This window comes from Streptomyces sp. NBRC 110611 (assembly GCF_001590865.1).
Classification (GTDB): Bacteria; Actinomycetota; Actinomycetes; order Streptomycetales; family Streptomycetaceae; genus Streptomyces.
This window is the reverse complement of the sequence record NZ_BBUY01000003.1, coordinates 43,407-62,590: the sequence shown is the minus strand read 5'-3', so window position 1 is coordinate 62,590 and position 19,184 is coordinate 43,407. Positions and strand designations below refer to the sequence as shown.

14 protein-coding genes and 4 tRNA genes are annotated in these 19,184 nt (G+C 70.0%); 8 read left to right on the top strand and 10 right to left on the bottom strand.

The annotated features are described in order from the left end of the window. Positions 1-54: 54 nt before the first annotated feature. Positions 55-375 (bottom strand): histone-like nucleoid-structuring protein Lsr2, encoded by a 321-nt coding sequence (locus tag AZE13_RS08410; RefSeq protein ID WP_066928651.1) that lies wholly within the window; start codon positions 373-375, stop codon positions 55-57. A gap of 305 nt (positions 376-680) precedes the next feature. Between AZE13_RS08410 and purS the strand changes: the two genes are divergently transcribed. From purS to purM, 6 genes are all read left to right on the top strand, one after another. Beyond that, positions 681-944 carry a phosphoribosylformylglycinamidine synthase subunit PurS gene (purS, locus tag AZE13_RS08405; RefSeq protein ID WP_066928649.1) on the top strand — a complete coding sequence of 88 codons (264 nt, stop codon included), beginning with the start codon at positions 681-683 and terminating at the stop codon, positions 942-944. Beyond that, entirely contained in the window at positions 941-1,621 is a 681-nt protein-coding gene (purQ, locus tag AZE13_RS08400) for a phosphoribosylformylglycinamidine synthase subunit PurQ (RefSeq protein ID WP_066928647.1), read from the top strand. Before purS ends, purQ begins: the two co-directional genes overlap by 4 nt. Further along, the gene (gene purL / locus AZE13_RS08395; protein WP_066928645.1) at positions 1,618-3,867 is read left to right on the top strand and encodes a phosphoribosylformylglycinamidine synthase subunit PurL; all 2,250 of its coding nucleotides are present in this window, start codon (positions 1,618-1,620) and stop codon (positions 3,865-3,867) included. The genes purQ and purL overlap by 4 nt, the downstream gene beginning before the upstream one ends. Before the next feature lie 172 nt (positions 3,868-4,039). After that, a complete protein-coding gene (locus AZE13_RS08390) occupies positions 4,040-4,648 on the top strand; it encodes a sterol carrier family protein (RefSeq protein WP_066928643.1) in 609 nt (202 codons plus the stop codon). Between the two features lie 135 nt (positions 4,649-4,783). Continuing rightward, positions 4,784-6,343 carry an amidophosphoribosyltransferase gene (gene purF / locus AZE13_RS08385; protein WP_066928641.1) on the top strand — a complete coding sequence of 520 codons (1,560 nt, stop codon included), beginning with the start codon at positions 4,784-4,786 and terminating at the stop codon, positions 6,341-6,343. 34 nt (positions 6,344-6,377) lie between these two features. Then, entirely contained in the window at positions 6,378-7,448 is a 1,071-nt protein-coding gene (purM, locus tag AZE13_RS08380) for a phosphoribosylformylglycinamidine cyclo-ligase (RefSeq protein ID WP_066928639.1), read from the top strand. 195 nt (positions 7,449-7,643) lie between these two features. Here the strand turns inward: purM and AZE13_RS08375 are convergent, their stop codons facing one another. Then, positions 7,644-7,898, bottom strand: coding sequence for a DUF3073 domain-containing protein (locus AZE13_RS08375; RefSeq protein ID WP_066928637.1), 255 nt, complete (start codon positions 7,896-7,898; stop codon positions 7,644-7,646). A 439-nt stretch (positions 7,899-8,337) separates the two neighbouring features. Further along, positions 8,338-9,495 carry a Leu/Phe/Val dehydrogenase gene (locus tag AZE13_RS08370; RefSeq protein WP_258527656.1) on the bottom strand — a complete coding sequence of 386 codons (1,158 nt, stop codon included), beginning with the start codon at positions 9,493-9,495 and terminating at the stop codon, positions 8,338-8,340. 235 nt (positions 9,496-9,730) lie between these two features. Between AZE13_RS08370 and AZE13_RS08365 the strand changes: the two genes are divergently transcribed. Together AZE13_RS08365 and bldC are read left to right on the top strand one after the other, a co-directional pair. Continuing rightward, the gene (locus tag AZE13_RS08365; RefSeq protein ID WP_066928635.1) at positions 9,731-10,567 is read left to right on the top strand and encodes a hypothetical protein; all 837 of its coding nucleotides are present in this window, start codon (positions 9,731-9,733) and stop codon (positions 10,565-10,567) included. A gap of 512 nt (positions 10,568-11,079) precedes the next feature. Continuing rightward, a complete protein-coding gene (gene bldC, locus AZE13_RS08360; RefSeq protein WP_003949541.1) occupies positions 11,080-11,286 on the top strand; it encodes a developmental transcriptional regulator BldC in 207 nt (68 codons plus the stop codon). 532 nt (positions 11,287-11,818) lie between these two features. Here the strand turns inward: bldC and AZE13_RS37490 are convergent. From AZE13_RS37490 to AZE13_RS08330, 7 genes are all read right to left on the bottom strand, one after another. Continuing rightward, positions 11,819-12,028 (bottom strand): DUF6274 family protein, encoded by a 210-nt coding sequence (locus AZE13_RS37490; RefSeq protein WP_079123825.1) that lies wholly within the window; start codon positions 12,026-12,028, stop codon positions 11,819-11,821. 526 nt (positions 12,029-12,554) lie between these two features. Beyond that, a tRNA-Asp gene (locus tag AZE13_RS08355) sits at positions 12,555-12,629 on the bottom strand. 141 nt (positions 12,630-12,770) lie between these two features. Beyond that, complete coding sequence (gene hrpA, locus AZE13_RS08350; protein WP_066928633.1) at positions 12,771-16,865, bottom strand: ATP-dependent RNA helicase HrpA; 4,095 nt, start codon at positions 16,863-16,865, stop codon at positions 12,771-12,773. A 206-nt stretch (positions 16,866-17,071) separates the two neighbouring features. Then, a tRNA-Phe gene (locus tag AZE13_RS08345) sits at positions 17,072-17,145 on the bottom strand. A 4-nt stretch (positions 17,146-17,149) separates the two neighbouring features. Next, positions 17,150-17,224, bottom strand: a tRNA-Asp gene (locus AZE13_RS08340). Positions 17,225-17,272: 48 nt separating this feature from the next. After that, a tRNA-Glu gene (locus tag AZE13_RS08335) sits at positions 17,273-17,345 on the bottom strand. 164 nt (positions 17,346-17,509) lie between these two features. Next, positions 17,510-19,141, bottom strand: coding sequence for a metallophosphoesterase (locus tag AZE13_RS08330; RefSeq protein ID WP_079123824.1), 1,632 nt, complete (start codon positions 19,139-19,141; stop codon positions 17,510-17,512). Positions 19,142-19,184: the final 43 nt, after the last annotated feature.

The following is a 19,184-nucleotide window of genomic DNA, read 5'->3' as shown; positions in this document are numbered from 1 at the left end:
AGGGGTGCTGTGCAAGTCCGCTCCGCCCGGCCCGAGGGGTGCCCGGCAAGTCGGTTAGTGGTTGGCCGCGTTGAAGGCCTCGTAGACCTTCTTGGGGATCCGGCCGCGCGGCGGCACGTCCATCTGGTGCGAACGTGCCCAGGCCCGGACGGCCGCCGGATCGGGGGTCACCGCGGTCCGGTGGTACGCCTTGCCGGACTTGGCCCGCTTGCGGCCGGCCTCGACGAAGGGAGCGAGAGCGCCGCGCAGTTTCTTCGCATTGGCGGGATTGAGGTCGATCTCGTACGACTTCCCGTCCAATCCGAAGATGACCGTCTCTGCGGCTTCTCCTCCGTCGATGTCATCGGAGAGCGTTACTACTACGCGCTGCGCCACGGATATCGGTCCTTTCGTGGAGCTACCCCTTGTTGACATGGGGTGATGCTCCAGATCCGGCTGATTGGGATCAATGCTTTTTCATTTGTACAGCGATGGGCATTGCATTGTGAAGCCCAGTTAATTTCGTCAGCGTGTCTTCCCGCAATCCGGACCCGGGATCTTTTCGATGATTTTCCCTGGGTGTGCTCGGGCCGATACCCGGCCGTGATCGGGAGCCGCTGCATATCTATGCGCGTAGATTTTCGAACACGGTACTGTGAGGGAACCGCCTTACGCACCACACCACACCACCGGGAGTGCCAGTGGCACGCGTCGTTGTCGACGTCATGCTCAAGCCGGAGATCCTCGACCCCCAGGGCCAGGCGGTGCAGCGCGCACTGCCACGCCTGGGCTTCGAGGGAATCGCCGACGTCCGTCAGGGCAAGCGTTTCGAACTCGAGGTGGAGGGCCCGGTCGACGAGGCCGCCCTCGCTCGCATCCATGAGATGGCCGAGACCTTCCTCGCCAATACCGTCATCGAAGACTTCACGGTCCGCGTCGACGAGCCGGCCGGAGCCGGATCATGACCTCGCGCATCGGAGTCGTCACTTTCCCCGGCACGCTCGACGACCGCGACACCCAGCGCGTGGTCCGGCTGGCCGGCGCCGAAGCGGTACCGCTGTGGCACCGGGACAAGGACCTCAAGCAGGTCGACGCCGTGGTGCTGCCCGGCGGTTTCTCCTACGGCGACTACCTGCGGGCCGGGGCCATCTCCCGGTTCTCGCCGGTGATGGAGACCGTGATCGAGCAGGCCAGGGCCGGTATGCCGGTCCTCGGCATCTGCAACGGCTTCCAGGTGCTCACCGAGACCCACCTGCTGCCCGGCGCCATGCTGCGCAACGACGGTCTGCACTTCATCTGCCGTGACCAGAAGCTGCGGGTGGAGAACGCGGACACGGCCTGGACCACCGACTACACGGCCGGCCAGGAGATCTCCGTACCGCTGAAGAACATCGACGGCCGGTACGTCGCCGACGAGCGCACCCTCGACATGCTGGAGGCCGAGGGCCGGGTCGCGTTCCGCTACCTGGACGGCAACCCCAACGGCTCGCTCCGCGACATCGCCGGCATCACCAATGAGGCGGGCAACATCGTCGGCCTCATGCCGCACCCCGAGCACGCCGCCGAGCCGCTGATCGGTACCGGCCGGACCGACGGCCTCGGATTCTTCACCTCGATCCTGAAGAAGTTGGTCAACGCATGACGCTCGACACGGTCAAGCACGCTGAGCAGACTCCCGAGGCCGAGCAGCCGTGGGCCGAACTCGGCCTCAAGCAGGACGAGTACGAGCGCATCCGGGAGATCCTCGGCCGTCGCCCCACGGGTGCCGAGCTCGCCATGTACTCCGTCATGTGGTCCGAGCACTGCTCCTACAAGAGCAGCAAGGTGCACCTGAAGCAGTTCGGCGAGAAGGCCCCCGAAAACGACGCCATGCTGGTGGGCATCGGCGAGAACGCCGGTGTGGTCGACGTCGGCCAGGGCTACGCGGTCACCTTCAAGGTCGAATCGCACAACCACCCCTCGTACATCGAGCCTTACCAGGGCGCGGCCACCGGCGTCGGCGGCATCGTGCGCGACATCCTCGCGATGGGTGCCCGGCCGGTCGCCGTGATGGACCCGCTGCGCTTCGGCGCCGCCGACCACCCCGACACCAAGCGCGTCCTGCCGGGCGTGGTCGCGGGCATCGGCGGCTACGGCAACTGCCTGGGCCTGCCGAACATCGGCGGCGAGGCCGTCTTCGACCCCTGCTACCAGGGCAACCCGCTGGTCAACGCCCTGTGTGTGGGCGTGATGAAGCACGAGGACATCCATCTCGCCAAGGCGTCCGGCGCCGGCAACAAGGTGATCCTCTACGGCGCCCGCACCGGCGGCGACGGCATCGGCGGCGTCTCCGTACTCGCCTCCGAGACCTTTACGGACAAGGGCCCGACCAAGCGGCCCGCCGTCCAGGTCGGCGACCCCTTCCAGGAGAAGCTGCTCATCGAGTGCACCCTGGAGATCTTCAAGGAGAAGCTGGTCACCGGCATCCAGGACCTCGGCGGTGCCGGTCTGTCCTGCGCCACCAGCGAGCTGGCGAGCGCCGGCTCCGGCGGTATGCGCGTCGAACTCGACACCGTGCCGCTGCGCGACGCGACCCTCTCGCCCGAGGAGATCCTCATGAGCGAGTCGCAGGAACGCATGTGCGCGATCGTCGAGCCGCGGCACGTCGACCGCTTCATGGAGATCTGCGAGAAGTGGGACGTCATCGCCACCGTCATCGGTGAGGTGACCGACGGCGAACGCCTGGAGATCTTCTGGCACGGCGAGCAGATCGTGGACGTGCCCCCGGGTACCGTCGCCCACGAGGGCCCGACGTACCACCGCCCGTACGCCCGTCCGGACTGGCAGGACGCCCTGCAGGCCGACGACGCGGGCCGGCTGCCCCGCCCCCGCACGGCCGAGGAGCTGCGTGACCAGGTCCTCACCCTGGTCGCCCACCCCAACCAGGCCGCCAAGTCCTGGATCACCGACCAGTACGACCGCTTCGTACAGGGCAACACGGTCCTGGCCCAGCCGGAGGACTCCGGGATGGTCCGGATCGACGAGGAGACCAACCTCGGCGTCGCCGTGGCCACCGACGGCAACGGCCGGTACGCCAAGCTCGACCCGTACACGGGCGCGCAGCTGGCGCTGGCCGAGGCGTACCGCAACGTCGCCGCCTCCGGGGCCCAGCCGCTGGCCGTGTCCGACTGCCTGAACTTCGGTTCGCCCGAGGACCCGGCCGTGATGTGGCAGTTCGCCGAGGCCACCCGAGGTCTCGCGGACGCCTGCCAGACCCTCGGCACGCCGGTCACCGGCGGCAATGTCTCCCTCTACAACCAGACGGGAGACACGGCGATCCACCCGACGCCGGTCGTCGCGGTGCTCGGCGTGATCGACGACATCACCCGCCGCACCCCGATCGCGTTCGCGGACGAGGGCCACCTCGTCTACCTCCTGGGTGACACCCGCGAGGAGCTGGGCGGTTCGGCCTGGTCGCAGGCGGTGCACGAGCACCTCGGCGGGCTGCCGCCGAAGGTCGACCTGGAGCGGGAGCGGCTGCTGGCGGAGATCCTCATCTCGGCCTCCCGTGACGGCATGATCGATGCGGCGCACGACCTCTCCGACGGCGGCCTGATCCAGGCCCTGGTCGAATCGTGCCTGCGCGGGGGCAAGGGCGCCCGTGTGGTGGTTCCGGACGGCCTGGACCCGTTCGTGTTCCTCTTCTCCGAGTCGGCGGGCCGCGCCCTCGTCGCCGTCCCGCGCAGCGAGGAGCTCCGCTTCACCGACATGTGCGGTGCGCGGGGGCTGCCGGCCACCCGGATCGGTGTCGTGGACGGCGAAACAGTCGAGGTGCAGGGCCAGTTCGCGCTGTCCCTGGCCGAGCTCCGCGAGGCCCACGAGGGCACGATCCCCGCGCTGCTCTCGTAACGACAAGGTGGCGCACGTGAAGGCGCACGTGTTCGCGTAACGACGGGCACGGCGTACGTGCTCGCGTAACGGGGCCGCTCCACCACGGCGGAGCGGCCCCCTCGCGACTCCCGCTCACCGCGGACGAGTTCGGCCCCCCGGCGACGGGCGATGAGCGATTACGCTCGCTGCCATGTCCCCGGCGAAGAAGCGTGCGCGCACGTACGACCTCGACAAGACCCGGACCGCCGTGCTCAACCAGCTCGGGAACGTACGGGAGGCCCTCCAGGGCCTCACGCCCGAGCAGCTTGCCCTGCCCACCCGCGCCGGCGGCCGGACCGTGCGGGAGCTGGCCGGGCAGATCGAGGCGCTCCCGGCGGTCTCCGGCCCGTCCGCCTCCGGCCCGTCCGTCTCCGTCGACCAGCTGGTCACCCGGTGCGTCGAGCTCGTCGGGTACACCGACGACCTGGCGGCGGCGACCGGTGTGGAGATCCCCTACGACCGCCAGGCGCTGGCCGCCGCCACCCGGCTGCTGGCCGATGCGCTGGCGGCCGCGGCGCCCGGCGGATCCGTCGAGGTCCGGGTGCCGCCGTTCGCCGTGGTGCAGTGCGTGGCGGGGCCCCGGCACACCCGCGGCACGCCGCCGAACGTCGTCGAGACCGACCCGCTGACCTGGGTGCGGCTGGCCACGGGCCGGACGACCTGGGGCGAGGCGCTGGACGCGGCGCGCCTCAGCGCCAGCGGGGAGCGGGCCGACCTCGATGCGTACCTCCCGGTGCGGGATTTCCGACACCGGCCCTGAGTCCGCCCACGTCAGGCAAAGGTGCAGCTCAGAGCGCGTATGGCCGCCGCCAGGGAAGCGCCGTTCATACGCTCGTCCATATCCCATGGCATCCCCGGTTCGGATGAATCCTCGACCTGCCCTAGACTCGGGGGCGTGCCACGTGGTGACGGACGACTCAACCACGACCTGCTCCCCGGCGAGAAGGGCCCCCAGGACGCATGCGGCGTCTTCGGTGTCTGGGCTCCGGGTGAAGAGGTCGCCAAACTCACCTATTTCGGGCTGTACGCGCTGCAGCACCGTGGACAGGAGTCCGCGGGCATCGCAGTGAGCAACGGCTCCCAGATCCTCGTTTTCAAGGACATGGGCCTGGTCTCCCAGGTCTTCGACGAGACTTCCCTCGGCTCCCTCCAGGGCCATATCGCCGTGGGCCACGCCCGCTACTCCACCACCGGTGCCTCGGTGTGGGAGAACGCCCAGCCGACGTTCCGTGCCACCGCGCACGGCTCGATCGCGCTCGGCCACAACGGCAACCTGGTCAACACCGCCGAGATGGCCCAGATGGTCGCCGCACTGCCCCGTGAGGGCGGCCGGGCCACCCAGGTCGCGGCCACCAACGACACCGACCTGGTGACCGCGCTGCTGGCCGGCCAGGTCGACGAGGACGGCAAGCCGCTGACCGTCGAGGAGTCCGCGCCCCTCGTGCTCCCCAAGGTCAAGGGCGCCTTCTCGCTCTGCTTCATGGACGAGCACACGCTCTACGCCGCCCGTGACCCGCAGGGCATCCGCCCGCTGGTCCTCGGCCGCCTGGAGCGCGGCTGGGTGGTGGCCTCCGAGACCGCCGCCCTGGACATCGTCGGCGCCAGCTTCATCCGGGAGATCGAGCCCGGCGAGCTGGTCGCCATCGACGAGGACGGCCTGCGCAGCAGTCGCTTCGCCGAGGCCCGCCCCAAGGGCTGCGTCTTCGAGTACGTCTACCTCGCCCGTCCGGACACCGACATCGCGGGCCGCAATGTCTACCTCTCCCGGGTGGAGATGGGCCGCCGGCTGGCCGCCGAGGCGCCCGCCGACGCGGACCTGGTGATAGCGACGCCGGAGTCCGGCACCCCGGCCGCCGTCGGGTACGCCGAGGCCAGCGGCATCCCGTACGGGTCCGGCCTGGTCAAGAACTCGTACGTCGGCCGCACCTTCATCCAGCCCTCGCAGACCATCCGCCAGCTGGGCATCCGGCTGAAGCTGAACCCGCTGAAGGAAGTCATCCGCGGCAAGCGCCTGGTGGTCGTCGACGACTCGATCGTGCGCGGCAACACCCAGCGCGCGCTCGTCCGGATGCTGCGCGAGGCCGGCGCCGCCGAGGTGCACATCCGGATCTCGTCCCCGCCGATCAAGTGGCCGTGCTTCTTCGGCATCGACTTCGCCACCCGCGCGGAGCTGATCGCCAACGGTCTGAGCGTCGAGGAGATCGGCAAGTCGCTGGGCGCCGATTCGCTCGCGTACATCTCCATCGACGGCATGATCGAGGCGACCACGATCGCCAAGCCGAACCTCTGCCGCGCGTGCTTCGACGGGGAGTACCCGATGGAGCTGCCCGACCCGGAGCTGCTCGGCAAGCACCTCCTGGAGTCGGAGACCGCGGCGAGGGCCAAGCCGGACCTGGACGGGGTCCAGACGCTCACGGCCGGGGTCGGCGGTGCCGACGCGCTGCGTCGCCCGTAGAGCTCGTCCACACACGACACGAAGGTTCTCTGCCATGTCCTCTGCAGACACGGGTGCCAGCTACGCGAGCGCGGGCGTCGACATCGAGGCCGGCGACCGCGCCGTGGACCTGATGAAGGAGTGGGTGAAGAAGGCCACCCGCCCCGAGGTGGTCGGCGGGCTCGGCGGCTTCGCCGGCCTCTTCGACGCCTCCGCCCTCAAGCGCTACGAGCGGCCGCTGCTGGCCTCCGCCACCGACGGCGTCGGCACGAAGGTCGACATCGCCCGGAAGATGGGCGTCTACGACACCATCGGCCACGACCTCGTCGGCATGGTCGTCGACGACCTGGTCGTCTGCGGCGCCGAGCCGCTGTTCATGACCGACTACATCTGCGTCGGCAAGGTCTACCCCGAGCGGGTCGCGGCCATCGTCAAGGGCATCGCCGAGGGCTGTGTGCTGGCCGGCTGTGCGCTGGTCGGCGGGGAGACCGCGGAGCACCCCGGGCTGCTGGGCGCGGACGAGTTCGACGTCGCCGGCGCCGGTACGGGCGTCGTCGAGGCGGACCGGGTGCTGGGCGCGGATCGTATCCGAACGGGCGACGCGGTGATCGCGATGGCGTCCTCCGGACTTCACTCGAACGGGTACTCCCTGGTCCGGCACGTGCTGTTCGACCGGGCGGGGATGGCCCTGGACCAGGAGGTTCCGGAGTTCGGCCGCACCCTCGGCGAGGAGCTGCTGGAGCCCACCAAGATCTACTCGCTGGACTGCCTGGCGCTGACCCGTACGACCGAGGTGCACGCTTTCTCGCACATCACCGGCGGCGGACTCGCGAACAACCTGGCCCGGGTCGTCCCGGACGGCCTGCACGCCACGATCGACCGCTCGACCTGGACGCCGGGGCCGGTCTTCGGCCTGGTCGGCGAGGCCGGCTCGGTCGAGCGTCTGGAGCTGGAGAAGACCCTGAACATGGGCGTCGGCATGGTCGCCGTCGTCCCGCGGGAGTCGGTGGACGTCGCGCTGACCACCCTGGCGGACCGCGGTGTGGACGCCTGGATCAGCGGTGAGATCGTCGAGCGCGGCGAGCACGCCGAGGCAGTGACCCTGACCGGTGACTACGCGAGCTGAGGTCCCGGCGGGCAGCAGCCGCACCGGCACGGGCCGGTGCGGCGGCCGCACCTACGCCCCCGGCAGCCGCCTGGGCAGCACAGAACCCGGTCCGGGCGATGCCCAGGACCGGGTCCGTGATGCTGTTATGGGTGCCGCGGACGCACAGCGCGTCGGGCGCCTATGGCGCTGCTGGGACGGAGTGTCCGCAGCGCATCAGGCGCGACGACGCCGCTGGGACGAGTCGCCCTCGTCCTCTTCGTCGTCGTCCTTGTTGTACAGCTCCGCGTACCGTGCGTACGGGTCGTCCTCGTCATCCTCGAACGGCTCTCCGTTCGGCGGCTGCTGGCCCGACGGCGATTGCGATGCACCCAGCTCTTCGGCCAGCCGTGAGAGATCCGTCCCACCGCTGCTGTACTTCAGCTGGCGGGCGACCTTTGTCTGCTTGGCCTTGGCCCGGCCGCGCCCCATGGGTCGACCCCCTCAATGACGGGGCCCGACGGCCCCAGAGTCTTGACACGCGTTCATGGTTCAGAGCGGTCTCTCCAAACAGAGACCGGCCCGTAGGGCTTTAACGGTACCTGCTTCCGCGGCCATACGGTACGTCGCCCGCATCACCCGCCGCTCGGCAAGGCCGACGAGGTGCCCCGTCCCCGCTGGCCAACTGCGATTTTAACCTGTCCTGTACGCCGACCCGCCGACGGGTGGTGAGGGATGTCTCCCCACCGCCCGTGGCGGGCCGCGCAAGACCGTGTTTCCAGCCGAACCGGGTTTCCAGCCGGCCCGGCCGGATTTCCGCACGAACCGGCTGGATCTCCCTGCCGGGCCGGATACGGGGCCGGACGGATCTCCGCGCGGTATCAGGGGCGCCGGGTCAGGAGTGGTTCGAGCGGTTCGGACGTGAGGTGATTCAGGCCCGCCGCGCCTCCGTCATCCGGTGCTCGGCCAGCCGGTCGGCGGCCGCGGCGGGCGGAATGCCGTCGGCCTTCGCACGAGCGAATATCGCCAGCGTGGTGTCGAAGATCTTCGCCGCCTTGGCCTTGCAGCGGTCGAAGTCGAAGCCGAGCAGCTCGTCGGCCACCTGGATGACACCGCCCGCGTTCACGACGTAATCGGGCGCGTACAGAATGCCGCGGTCGGAGAGATCCTTCTCCACGCCGGGGTGCGCGAGCTGGTTGTTGGCCGCGCCGCAGACCACCTTCGCGGTGAGCACCGGCACCGAGTCGTCGTCGAGCGCGCCGCCCAGCGCGCACGGTGCGTACACGTCCAGTCCCTCGGTACGGATCAGCGCCTCGGTGTCCCGGACCACGGTGACCTGCGGGTGGTCGGCGACGACCCGAGCCACCGACTCGGCGCGGACGTCCGTGATCAGCACCTCGGCGCCGTCCTTCAGGAGGTGCTCGACGAGGAGGTGCCCCACCTTGCCGACACCGGCGATACCGACCTTGCGCCCACGCAGCGTGGGGTCGCCCCAGGCGTGCTGGGCCGAGGCGCGCATGCCCTGGAAGACGCCGTAGGCGGTCAGGATGGAGGAGTCGCCGGCACCGCCGTTCTCCGGGGAGCGGCCGGTGGTCCACTTGTTCGTCCGGGCGATGACGTCCATGTCCTCGACGTAGGTGCCGACGTCGCACGCGGTGACGTAGCGGCCCCCCAGGGATGCCACGAACCGGCCGTAGGCGAGCAGGAGTTCCTCGGTCTTGAGCAGACCGGGGTCGCCGATGATCACGCCCTTCCCGCCGCCGTGGTCCAGCCCGGCGAGCGCGTTCTTGTAGGACATGCCGCGCGACAGATTGAGGGCGTCCAGCACGGCCTCCTCCTCGGAGGCGTACGCGTGGAAGCGGGTGCCGCCGAGGGCGGGGCCCAGGGCGGTGCTGTGGATCGCTATCACTGCCTTCAGGCCGCTGGCCCGGTCCTGGCAGAGCACGACCTGCTCGTGGCCCCCCTGCTCGGACCGGAAGAGGGTGTGCAGCACACCGCCGTCGGCGCGGGCGGTGCCCTCCTGCTCGAACTGCGCCGGGAACTCGGGGGAGGAGGGTGGACGTACGTCAGTCACTGTGGTGACTCCCATAAGTCGCGAAGGGCGCCCTCCTGCGGGTGGGGGAGGGCCGGTTGACACGAGCGTAAGACCTGCGGGGCCGGTTGATCAGCCAGGTGCGGAGGATCACCCTCTCCCGGGGGACGGCCGTGGGACGATCTGGTCGTATCGCAGGCCGGCCGGCCCTCGGACGGGCCTCCACGGAGGCCGGCGAGGCACATCCGAGGGCGGGATCTCCCTGCGGTGGACTTCCCCGGAAGGAGCGGGCGTGGCGTTGGCGTCGTCGGTGACGGTCCCGTACATGGCGTACCTACGGGTCTACGAACCGCTGGCAGCGTTCCCCGAGCCGGAGCGCTCCCACTGGGCGCGCTACGCCAAGCGGGACGACACCCCCACCGCCCAGGACGAGCAGCGCCGGGCGCTGGCCGATCTGCTGCCCACCCCGCCCGTGCCGGTGCCGGTCCATGAGAGCGCGGACGCGTTCATCGCCGTCGTGGACGAGGTGATCTGCGTCTGCCCCTGGCGCACCCGGCTGCGCGGCTGGCAGGCCCTGGAAGCGCTGGAGGAACTGCTGCCGCCGCCGGTGCTGGACGCGGCGCTGCCCCCGGTGGTGCGCCGGCAGGCGGCCACCGACTACGAGCGGTGGCGGGAGCGCAATCCGGACGCCCGGCCGTGGATCCGCGGGGCGGCCTGGCACATCCCGGTCCGCTGGTTCGTCCTGTTCGACGACGACGAACGGGAGTACGTGCCGGGTGACCGGTCGCCCGTGCTGCGTTACCGGACGCCGATGGTCCAGGCCCGGCGCCGGGTCGCCCGGGGGCTGCGTACGCTGCGGGGCTCCCTGGAGGAGGGGCCGTTGATCGACGGCCTGGTGGACGTGGGGCGCTGGCTCGAGGAATTCCATCCGCGGTCGCTGGTGGAGCTGGACTACGGGGGGCTGGTGCACGCGGTGCCCGAGGAGTGGCTCGCCGAGGACCGTTCCGCCGCCGAGGTGGCGGACGGGCTGGCGGCGCTGCGGGAAGGGGACGGCGAGCGGGCCGGCGTCGCGTACGAGAAGCTTTCCCGGCGGTGGCGCGCGATGCGGGAACGTCAGTTCGCGAGCTGAGGACCGCGGATACGGAAGGTTTCTGGCACGGTGGTGCGGCGTTTGCTCTCCGGTGGTCGGGAGGTAAAGGACGTTGGTCCTTAACCGGGCGATTGCCTCAAGCGTGACCTAAAGCACTGACTTCGGGTCTTGCTAGCAAGGTGCACCCTCGTGTCAAAATAGGACAAGGAGCCCGAGGTGGGCTCCTTCCGTCCAACTAAGGGCGGATAGATCGGTATTGCGCTCCTTGAGGGGTCTCGTGGCGGCTGATCACGTTGTGACTGATCGTCACGATGAAGTGACTGTCCGCTATGGCATGGTCCATCGGCATCCGCCGAGGTTGAACACCTGAGAGGGCAATTCCATCGGTTTGGCCGACGTGGCTGGACAGATGGTGTAGTTGTAGTGCCGAGGACAAGCCGTTCGTCCTATAACCGACTCGGCCCGCGTCCGCCATTTCGGGCAACGCGGGCCAAGGTGCAGAATTTAGAGGAAAGAACCGTGATGGTTCGGTTCTCCCGAGGAGGCCGCTCATGACCGCTCGCACCCCTGACGCCGAGCCGCTGCTGACCCCTGCCGAGGTAGCCACGATGTTCCGCGTGGACCCCAAGACGGTCACCCGCTGGGCCAAGGCAGGCAAGCTCACGTCCATCCGAACGCTCGGAGGACACCGGCGTTACCGCGAGGCTGAGGTCCGCGCACTGCTCGCGGGTATCCCGCAGCAGCGCAGCGAGGCCTGAACAACCGCATAGCCGGGCTGTTTTCGGGCCCCCCAACCTGAAAAAGCCCACTTCGCACCACATAGCTCCACCTGCTCTACAGAGCTTCCCGTGACGCGGCGCCTGCCCCAACAGGCCCCACACCCGCTCCATCTGGGTACGTCACCGATCGCGCTGGACTCCGCCGGGTCCAGCGCGATCTTTTTGCGTGCGGCCGCTCCACGGCCTCGCGCGGCGCTCGGGCCGACCTGCCGCCACTGCCGCCTCCGACGGCCCTCAGGGCCCCTTCAGGCGCCCTGAGGGGCCCTCCGCGAACAGACTGCATGGTCTACTTCCGGGCCTGCCCAGAGGGTGGTGCAATTGCACATATTAAATTGACAGGTTGTAGGGGGGCGGTAAGTTCCCCTTCTCGCCCAACTTGTTCAGTGACACCCATCACATGGTGTGCCGCTTGTGGCCGAACGGCCCCTGGGGTAAAGAACACTCCCTGTCAGCGGCCCGGACCTTACCTCACAGCCTGTCACCGCACAGCGGGCCGCACAGGCGTCATTGGTCACCGACCCGCAGGACTTTTGTCCCCGCCGGCGGACGAAGGCACGGGGGCGGGCGCCGGCGGTCCGGCAGGCCCCGTGTACGGCTCCATGGCGAGCCGTAGCAACTGATGGCAGACCGGGCAGTGCCGCGTCAGGTGGCGGTACCCCGTGGCGGCCGACAGATGCGCCCGCAGCAGCGCCTTGATCTCATGCCGTACCGCAGTTGTCATCGCACAGCCTCCCCGTTAACGGCATGGCGCCTTCCCATGTGATTACCGGTGGCGCTGCGCGCCGTCAATCCCCCCACGTTTTTGGCTTTCCCGCCGTGCGTGCTCTCGCCGTTGCGCCTGCGGCGGGCGTGGGTGGGTCGGGCGCGGGTCCGCTCCTCCGGACTGGCGTCCTGCGGAGCGGCCCCTCCCGTGAGGGGGGGAGAAGACGGCCGGTGGGGGTGGACGCGAGTGGTCCACTGCGGACACATACAGGATTACGGTCACCCCCACCCACAAGATCCCCCCCACGGGAGGGGGCGCACCGCAGGACGGCAGTCCGGAGGGGCGCACCCGTGACGTACAGCCCCGCGCAGCGGAAAACAGCCCGCCGCCAGGCGCCACGGCGGGAAAGCCAAAAACGTGGGAGGTCAGCCAAGTGCAGCGGAACGGCGAGGAAGCCCCACGGCGGGAGAGCCGGAAAGGAAGGAGGACCAAAAAAGAAAATTGGCCCGCATCCGTAATGGATGCGGGCCGTTGCGGGGCGTTGCGGTCCTGACGGGATTTGAACCCGCGGCCTCCACCTTGACAGGGTGGCGAGCACTCCAAACTGCTCCACAGGACCTTGTGTGTGCTGTCCGCTTGCGGCGGGCTGCGAAGCAAGACTGTACAGCAGGTCAGGGGGTGCGGTCGAACTCGATCCCGGGGAGCTGCCCGGAGGCGGCAACCGGGGGTCCGGGACCCGGGGCCGGGTGCGGCCCCCGGGTCAGGGCGCGGCCGCGTCCACGGCCTTGACGATCCGCTTGTCGGAGACCGGATACGCGGTCCCCAGCGCGTGCGCGAAGTAGCTCACCCGGAGTTCCTCGATCATCCAGCGGATCTCCAGGGCCGCGGCCGGCACCGGGCGGCCGGGCGGGAACTGCTCCAGCAGCCAGGCGTATTCGTCCTGCATCTCCTTCACCTTCGCCATACGGGTGCGGTCCCGTTCGGCGTGGGTGGGCAGCTGCTGCAGCCGGCGGTCGGCGGCGACCAGGTAGCGCATCAGGTCCGGCAGCCGCTTGGCGCCGTGCGCGGTGACGAAGCCCGGCTTGATCAGTGCCGCCAGCTGCTCCTTGACGTCGGCGAGCGACGGCAGCAGCGAGGGGAACGTGGTCGCCTTCAGCCGGCGCTCGCACGCCTGCCAGGCCGCCAGCACCTCCTGGACCTGCTGGATGGTCCGCAGGGTGACGTCCACGAGGTCGGCCCGGACCGCGTCGAACAGCTTCCGGAAGGACTCCTCGTCCCACGCCGGGCCGCCCCGTGCCGCGATCAGGCGGTCGGCCGCGGCGGTCACACAGTCCTCGAAGAGCGCCGCGATCGAGCCGTGCGGATTACGGGACAGCGCGAGCTTCTGCTGGTTGCTGAGCTTGCCCTGGGCGAACTTGGCGGGGTTGGTGGGGATGTTGAGCAGGATGAGGCGGCGGGTGCCCGCCCACATCGCGGTCAGCTGCTCGGCCTCGGTGTCGAAGAGCCGGACCGCGACGCTGTCGCCCTCGTCGACCAGCGCCGGATACGCCTTGAGCGGCTGGCCCGCCCGCCGGGTCTCGAACGTGCGCGGCAGGCCGCCGATCGTCCACGACGTCAGCCCGGTCCGCTGCTCCAGGCCGGCCAGCGCCGGTCCGCCGCCCGTGGCCCCCTGGCCGCCCCTGCGGTCCCTGGCGGGCCGCTCGGCGGCCTGCTCGAAGGCCTTGGAGATGGCGGCCCGGGTCTTCGGCTTGAGCTTCAGCCGGAGCGCCTCCAGGTCCTTGGCCTCGGCGAGCTTGCGGCGCCGCTCGTCGACCACCCGGAAGGTGATCTTGAGGTGGTCGGGGATCCTGCCGGCGTCGAAGTCGGCGGCCTCGACGGGCACGCCCACCATCCGCTGCAGCCCCGCGGCCAGGGACGCCGTCAGGGAGCCCTGGAGCGGAACGGTGGAGTCCAGGAAGCGGGCGGCGAAGTTGGGCGCCGGGACGTAGTTGCGCCGGATCGGCTTCGGCAGGGACCGGATCAGCTCCGTCACCAGCTGCTCCCGCAGACCCGGGATCTGCCAGTCGAAGCCCTCCGAGGAGACCTGGTTGAGCACCTGGAGGGGGATGTGGACGGTCACGCCGTCCGCGTCCGCGCCCGGCTCGAACTGGTAGGTGACCTTGAACTTCAGCTTTCCCTGGCGCCAGGAATCCGGGTAGTCGTCCTTGGTGACGGCCTCCGCGGATTCGTTGATGAGCATGGAGTGCTCGAAATTCAGCAGCTCCGGCTCGTCCCGGCGTTTCGTCTTCCACCAGGAGTCGAAGTGCGCCCCGGAGACCACCTCCGCCGGGATGCGCTGGTCGTAGAAGTCGAAGAGCGTCTCGTCGTCGACGAGAATGTCGCGGCGCCGGGCGCGGTGCTCCAACTCCTCGACCTCGCCGAGCAGTTTGCGGTTGTCATGGAAGAACTGGTGGTGGGTGCGCCAGTCGCCCTCGACCAGGGCGTGCCGGATGAACAGGTCGCGCGAGGTCTCCGGATCGATCCGGCCGTAGTTCACCTTGCGCTGGGCGACGACCGGCACGCCGTAGAGCGTGACCCGCTCGTACGCCATCACCGCGGCCATCTTCTGTTCCCAGTGCGGCTCGCTGTAGTTGCGTTTGACCAGGTGACCGGCGAGCGGCTCGATCCACTCGGGTTCGATCCGCGCGTTCACCCGCGCCCACAGGCGGGACGTCTCGACCAGCTCCGCCGACATCACCCAGCGCGGCGGCTTCTTGAAGAGCGCCGAGCCGGGGAAGACCGCGAATTTGGCGCTGCGCGCGCCCACGTATTCGTTCTTGGCCTCGGTGTCCTTCAGGCCAATGTGCGAAAGCAAACCCGAAAGCAGGGCGGTGTGAATATGGTCCGGCGCCGCGTCGTCCTCGGAGAGGTGGATCCCCATGGACTTGGCGACCGTACGCAGCTGGGAGTAGATGTCCTGCCACTCACGTATCCGGAGATAGTTGAGGAACTCGCTCCGGCACATCCGGCGGAACGCCGACGAGGACAGCTCCTTCTGCCGTTCGCGGATATAGCGCCACAGATTCAGGAACGCGAGGAAGTCGGAGGTCTCGTCCTTGAAGCGGGCGTGCTGCTGATCGGCCTGCTGCTGCTTGTCGGCCGGCCGCTCGCGCGGGTCCTGGATGGACAGCGCCGCCGCGATGACCATGACCTCGCGGACACAGCCGTTGCGGTCCGCCTCCAGCACCATCCGCGCCAGCCGCGGGTCCACCGGCAGCTGCGACAGCTTCCGCCCGACCTGTGTGAGCCGCTTCTTCGGATCTTTCTGCTTCGGATCGAGCGCCCCCAGCTCCTCCAGGAGCTGTACGCCGTCCTTGATGTTGCGCCGGTCCGGCGGGTCGATGAAGGGGAACTTCTCGATGTCGCCGAGCCCGGCCGCGGTCATCTGGAGGATGACGGAGGCGAGGTTCGTACGGAGGATCTCCGCGTCCGTGAACTCCGGACGGCTGAGGAAGTCGTCCTCCGAATACAGCCGGATGCAGATGCCGTCGCTGAGGCGGCCGCACCGGCCCTTGCGCTGATTGGCACTGGCCTGGCTGATCGGCTCGATCGGCAGCCGCTGCACCTTGGTGCGGTAGCTGTAGCGCGAGATGCGCGCCATACCGGTGTCGATCACGTACCGGATGCCGGGGACGGTCAGCGACGTCTCGGCCACGTTGGTCGCCAGGACGATCCGCCGGCCGGTGTGCCGCTGGAAGACCCGGTGCTGCTCGGCGTGCGACAGCCGGGCGTACAGCGGCAGCACCTCGGTGTCCCTGAGCTGCTGCTTGTTGAGCGCGTCGGCGGTATCCCGGATCTCGCGCTCGCCGGAGAGGAAGACCAGGATGTCGCCCGGCCCCTCGGCCTGCAGTTCACCGACCGCGTCGCAGATGGCGGTGATCTGGTCCCGGTCGCCCTCCAGAAGAGTCGCGGCCTCGCCGCCCTCCTCCAGGAGCGGCCGATAGCGCACCTCGACGGGGTACGTCCGCCCGCTGACCTCGATGATCGGCGCGCTTGCCGCCCTCGACGCGCCGTCGCCCTCGCCGTCGCCGCTGCCGTCCTGCGTACGGTCCACGGTGGCGAAGCCGCCGAAGTGCCGGGCGAACCGCTCCGGGTCGATCGTCGCCGACGTGATGACGACCTTGAGGTCGGGGCGGCGCGGCAGCAGCTGCGCCAGATAGCCGAGGATGAAGTCGATGTTGAGGCTGCGCTCGTGCGCCTCGTCGATGATGATCGTGTCGTACTGGCGCAGCTCGCGGTCCGTCTGGATCTCGGAGAGCAGGATGCCGTCCGTCATCAGCTTGATATGGGTGTCCGGGCTCACCTGGTCGGTGAAGCGGACCTTCCAGCCGACGGACTCGCCGAGCGGGGTGCGCAGCTCCTCGGCGACCCGCTCCGCGACCGTACGGGCGGCGATCCGGCGCGGCTGGGTGTGCCCGATCAGGCCCCGGACGCCCCGTCCCAGCTCCAGACAGATCTTCGGGATCTGCGTGGTCTTACCGGAACCCGTCTCACCGGCGACGATCACGACCTGGTGGTCGCGGATCGCCTCGAGGATCTCGTCCTTCTTCTGGCTGACCGGCAGCGCCTCGGGGTAGCGGATCTCGGGTACGGCGGCGCGGCGGCCCGCCACGCGCAGCTCCGCCTGCTCGACCTCCGCGGCGATTTCGGCGAGCACGGCCGCCCGCGCCTCGGGCTTCCGGATCCGGCGTACGCCGTCGAGCCGGCGTCCCAGCCGCTGCTGGTCGCGCAGCATCAGCTCGGGCAGGCGCGTGAGCAGGCCGGGCAGGGCGGGGGCGGCGCCGTCGGGCGGGGCGGGGGCAGGCTGACTGGACATACGTCCCCCAGGATCGCACCTCGGGTGAATGACTGGCGAACCATTTGCCCGGGCGGCCGCGCGGGGGTGCCGACCGCGGTGCCGACCGCGATGCCGACCGCAGTGTCGGACATGGCGCCGGGCATGGCGCCGGACGTCCCCGCGCTGTGCGTACGCAGACGCAGAAGGCCCCGGTTCCAGGAACCGGGGCCTTGCGGCAAGAGGTGTGGCTGGGGCCGGGGTCGAACCGGCGACCTTCCGCTTTTCAGGCGGACGCTCGTACCAACTGAGCTACCCAGCCGCAGCGGTCCTGACGGGATTTGAACCCGCGGCCTCCACCTTGACAGGGTGGCGAGCACTCCAAACTGCTCCACAGGACCTTGCTTTGCGCGAGAGCGGCGTGCACCAGTCTCGCACAGGGTGTTGCGTGCCCCCAACGGGATTCGAACCCGTGCTACCGCCTTGAAAGGGCGGCGTCCTGGGCCACTAGACGATGAGGGCTGGTGGCCACCTTGGCGTCGTTACCGGCGCCGTCGGGGACGTGAGAAGCATATGGGATGGGAGGACCGTTCGCCAAAACGGTTTACCCGGGGCCCGTGGAAAGCGCTTCCGGACGGGCGGGAACGGGCGCCGGGGGCGGGCCGGAAGTTGGGGCGGTGGCCGGTTCAGTGGCCGGACGGGGGCCGGGGCTCTGCACCGGACGAGGGCCGGACCGCTGGGCCGGACGAGTGAGGCGGACCGGCCGGTGTCGGCGTCGGGGTGGGTGTCGGCGTGGCGCCGGGCCGGCTCGCGTGGGGCAGGTGGCGGCTGACCTCCGCGCGGGCCAGCCCCAGTCCGCCGAGGGTGATCTCGTCCCACGCCTGCAGCTGTTTGGTGCGCCGGCCCAGATAGAGCACCGACGCCTGCACCGGCTCGGGCTTCTTGTTCTGCACCGCGCGCAGCCCGCCGCCGCCCGTGGAGCCCTGGACCATCAGCCGGGTACCCCGGGGGAGCGTGCTGTTCTCGCGGTGGTGGAGATGGCCCGCCAGCGCCAGCGGGACCAGGCCGTCCGCCTCCGTCACGGCGGCGGGATTGTGGGACAGCGCGAGGTCGGCGGGCCGGCCGGCGAGCCGCTCGGTGCGGAGCGCGTCGGCGAGCCGGCCGCCGGCGGTGCGCTCCGCGGGGTCGCCGGCCGGTACGACGGACCGGTCCGGGGTGAACTGCGGGTCGCCGACGCCGGCGATGCGCAGGCCGGCGATCCCGGTGACCTCGCCGTTGTCGAGGACGGTGACGTTGTCGCGGCCGGCCAGGTACTTCTGCGTGGTGCGCGAGTCGTGGTTGCCGCGTACCCACACGTACGGCGCGCCGAGGGTGGATACCGGATCCAGGAAGTGGTTCTCGGCGGCCGAGCCGTGGTCCATGGTGTCGCCGGTGTCGACGATCACGTTGATCCGGTACTGCTTCACCAGGGAGGCGATGATCCGCCAGGCGGCCGGGTTGAGGTGGATGTCGGAGACGTGCAGGACGCGGATGGTGGTGGGGTCGGGCCGGTACGCGGGCAGCGTCGAGGTGGCGTCGTAGAGCTTGGTGACGTTGGTGACCAGGCGCGCCAACTCCTTTTGGTAGACGTCGAATTCGCTGACGATGGCGCGGGCTGTGCCGACCACGGACGGGGCGGAGGAGAGCAGCCCGGAGAACTTCGGCTCCAGGACCGACTGGGGGTTCCAGGTGGCGTACGCGGCGCCCGCGGAGGTGGCGAGCAGGCTGAGCGCCAGGCCGCCGGCGGCCAGTGCGCGACGCGGGCGGCGGTGGACGACCAGGCCCAGCGCGACGGCGCCGGACGCCACGGCGACGCAGGAGTGCAGCGCCAGTCCCAGGGCGCCGCGGGTGATGTCATGGGTGACCTCGGCCTGGAGGCCGGCGAACCGTTCGGGGTGGTCGACCAGCGCCTGGGAGCGGACCGGGTCCAGCCGGTCGACGTCCACCTGGAGCCGTACGGGCGCGGAGTGGCTGCTCAGCTCCAGGTCGCCGAGTGGCGGCACGGTGATGCGGGTGCCGCCGGTCAGCGAGGGCCGGAGCGCCATGGTGGTATCCATCGGGCCGACCGGTGTACGGACGGTGCCGATGAGGAGCAGCCCCAGCCAGGCGCCGAGGACGGCGACGGCCGCCAGCCCGAGAGCGGAGCGCACGGGGTGGTGCGGGATGTCGCTGCCAGGGGTCAGGAGGTTGCCCGGGCGTGGGAGGTCGCCAGGGTGTGGGGAGAGGCTCTGTCGTTTCCGTTGTCTCCGGGAGCGCGCGCCGCGGGCCATTGGTCCCATATGGATCCCATATGCCCCGCCTGATGGTCGTTACGCAGGACGT

What these genes read in the sequence shown, in the direction of transcription:
- hrpA (WP_066928633.1), bottom strand. Translation starts at nt 16,865, where the DNA reads ATGTCCAGTCAGCCTGCCCCCGCCCCGCCCGACGGCGCCGCCCCCGCC.
- AZE13_RS08390 (WP_066928643.1), top strand. Translation starts at nt 4,040, where the DNA reads ATGTCCCCGGCGAAGAAGCGTGCGCGCACGTACGACCTCGACAAGACC.
- AZE13_RS37490 (WP_079123825.1), bottom strand. Translation starts at nt 12,028, where the DNA reads ATGACAACTGCGGTACGGCATGAGATCAAGGCGCTGCTGCGGGCGCAT.
- bldC (WP_003949541.1), top strand. Translation starts at nt 11,080, where the DNA reads ATGACCGCTCGCACCCCTGACGCCGAGCCGCTGCTGACCCCTGCCGAG.
- purM (WP_066928639.1), top strand. Translation starts at nt 6,378, where the DNA reads ATGTCCTCTGCAGACACGGGTGCCAGCTACGCGAGCGCGGGCGTCGAC.
- AZE13_RS08370 (WP_258527656.1), bottom strand. Translation starts at nt 9,495, where the DNA reads ATGGGAGTCACCACAGTGACTGACGTACGTCCACCCTCCTCCCCCGAG.
- purL (WP_066928645.1), top strand. Translation starts at nt 1,618, where the DNA reads ATGACGCTCGACACGGTCAAGCACGCTGAGCAGACTCCCGAGGCCGAG.
- purQ (WP_066928647.1), top strand. Translation starts at nt 941, where the DNA reads ATGACCTCGCGCATCGGAGTCGTCACTTTCCCCGGCACGCTCGACGAC.
- AZE13_RS08375 (WP_066928637.1), bottom strand. Translation starts at nt 7,898, where the DNA reads ATGGGGCGCGGCCGGGCCAAGGCCAAGCAGACAAAGGTCGCCCGCCAG.
- AZE13_RS08330 (WP_079123824.1), bottom strand. Translation starts at nt 19,141, where the DNA reads ATGGGACCAATGGCCCGCGGCGCGCGCTCCCGGAGACAACGGAAACGA.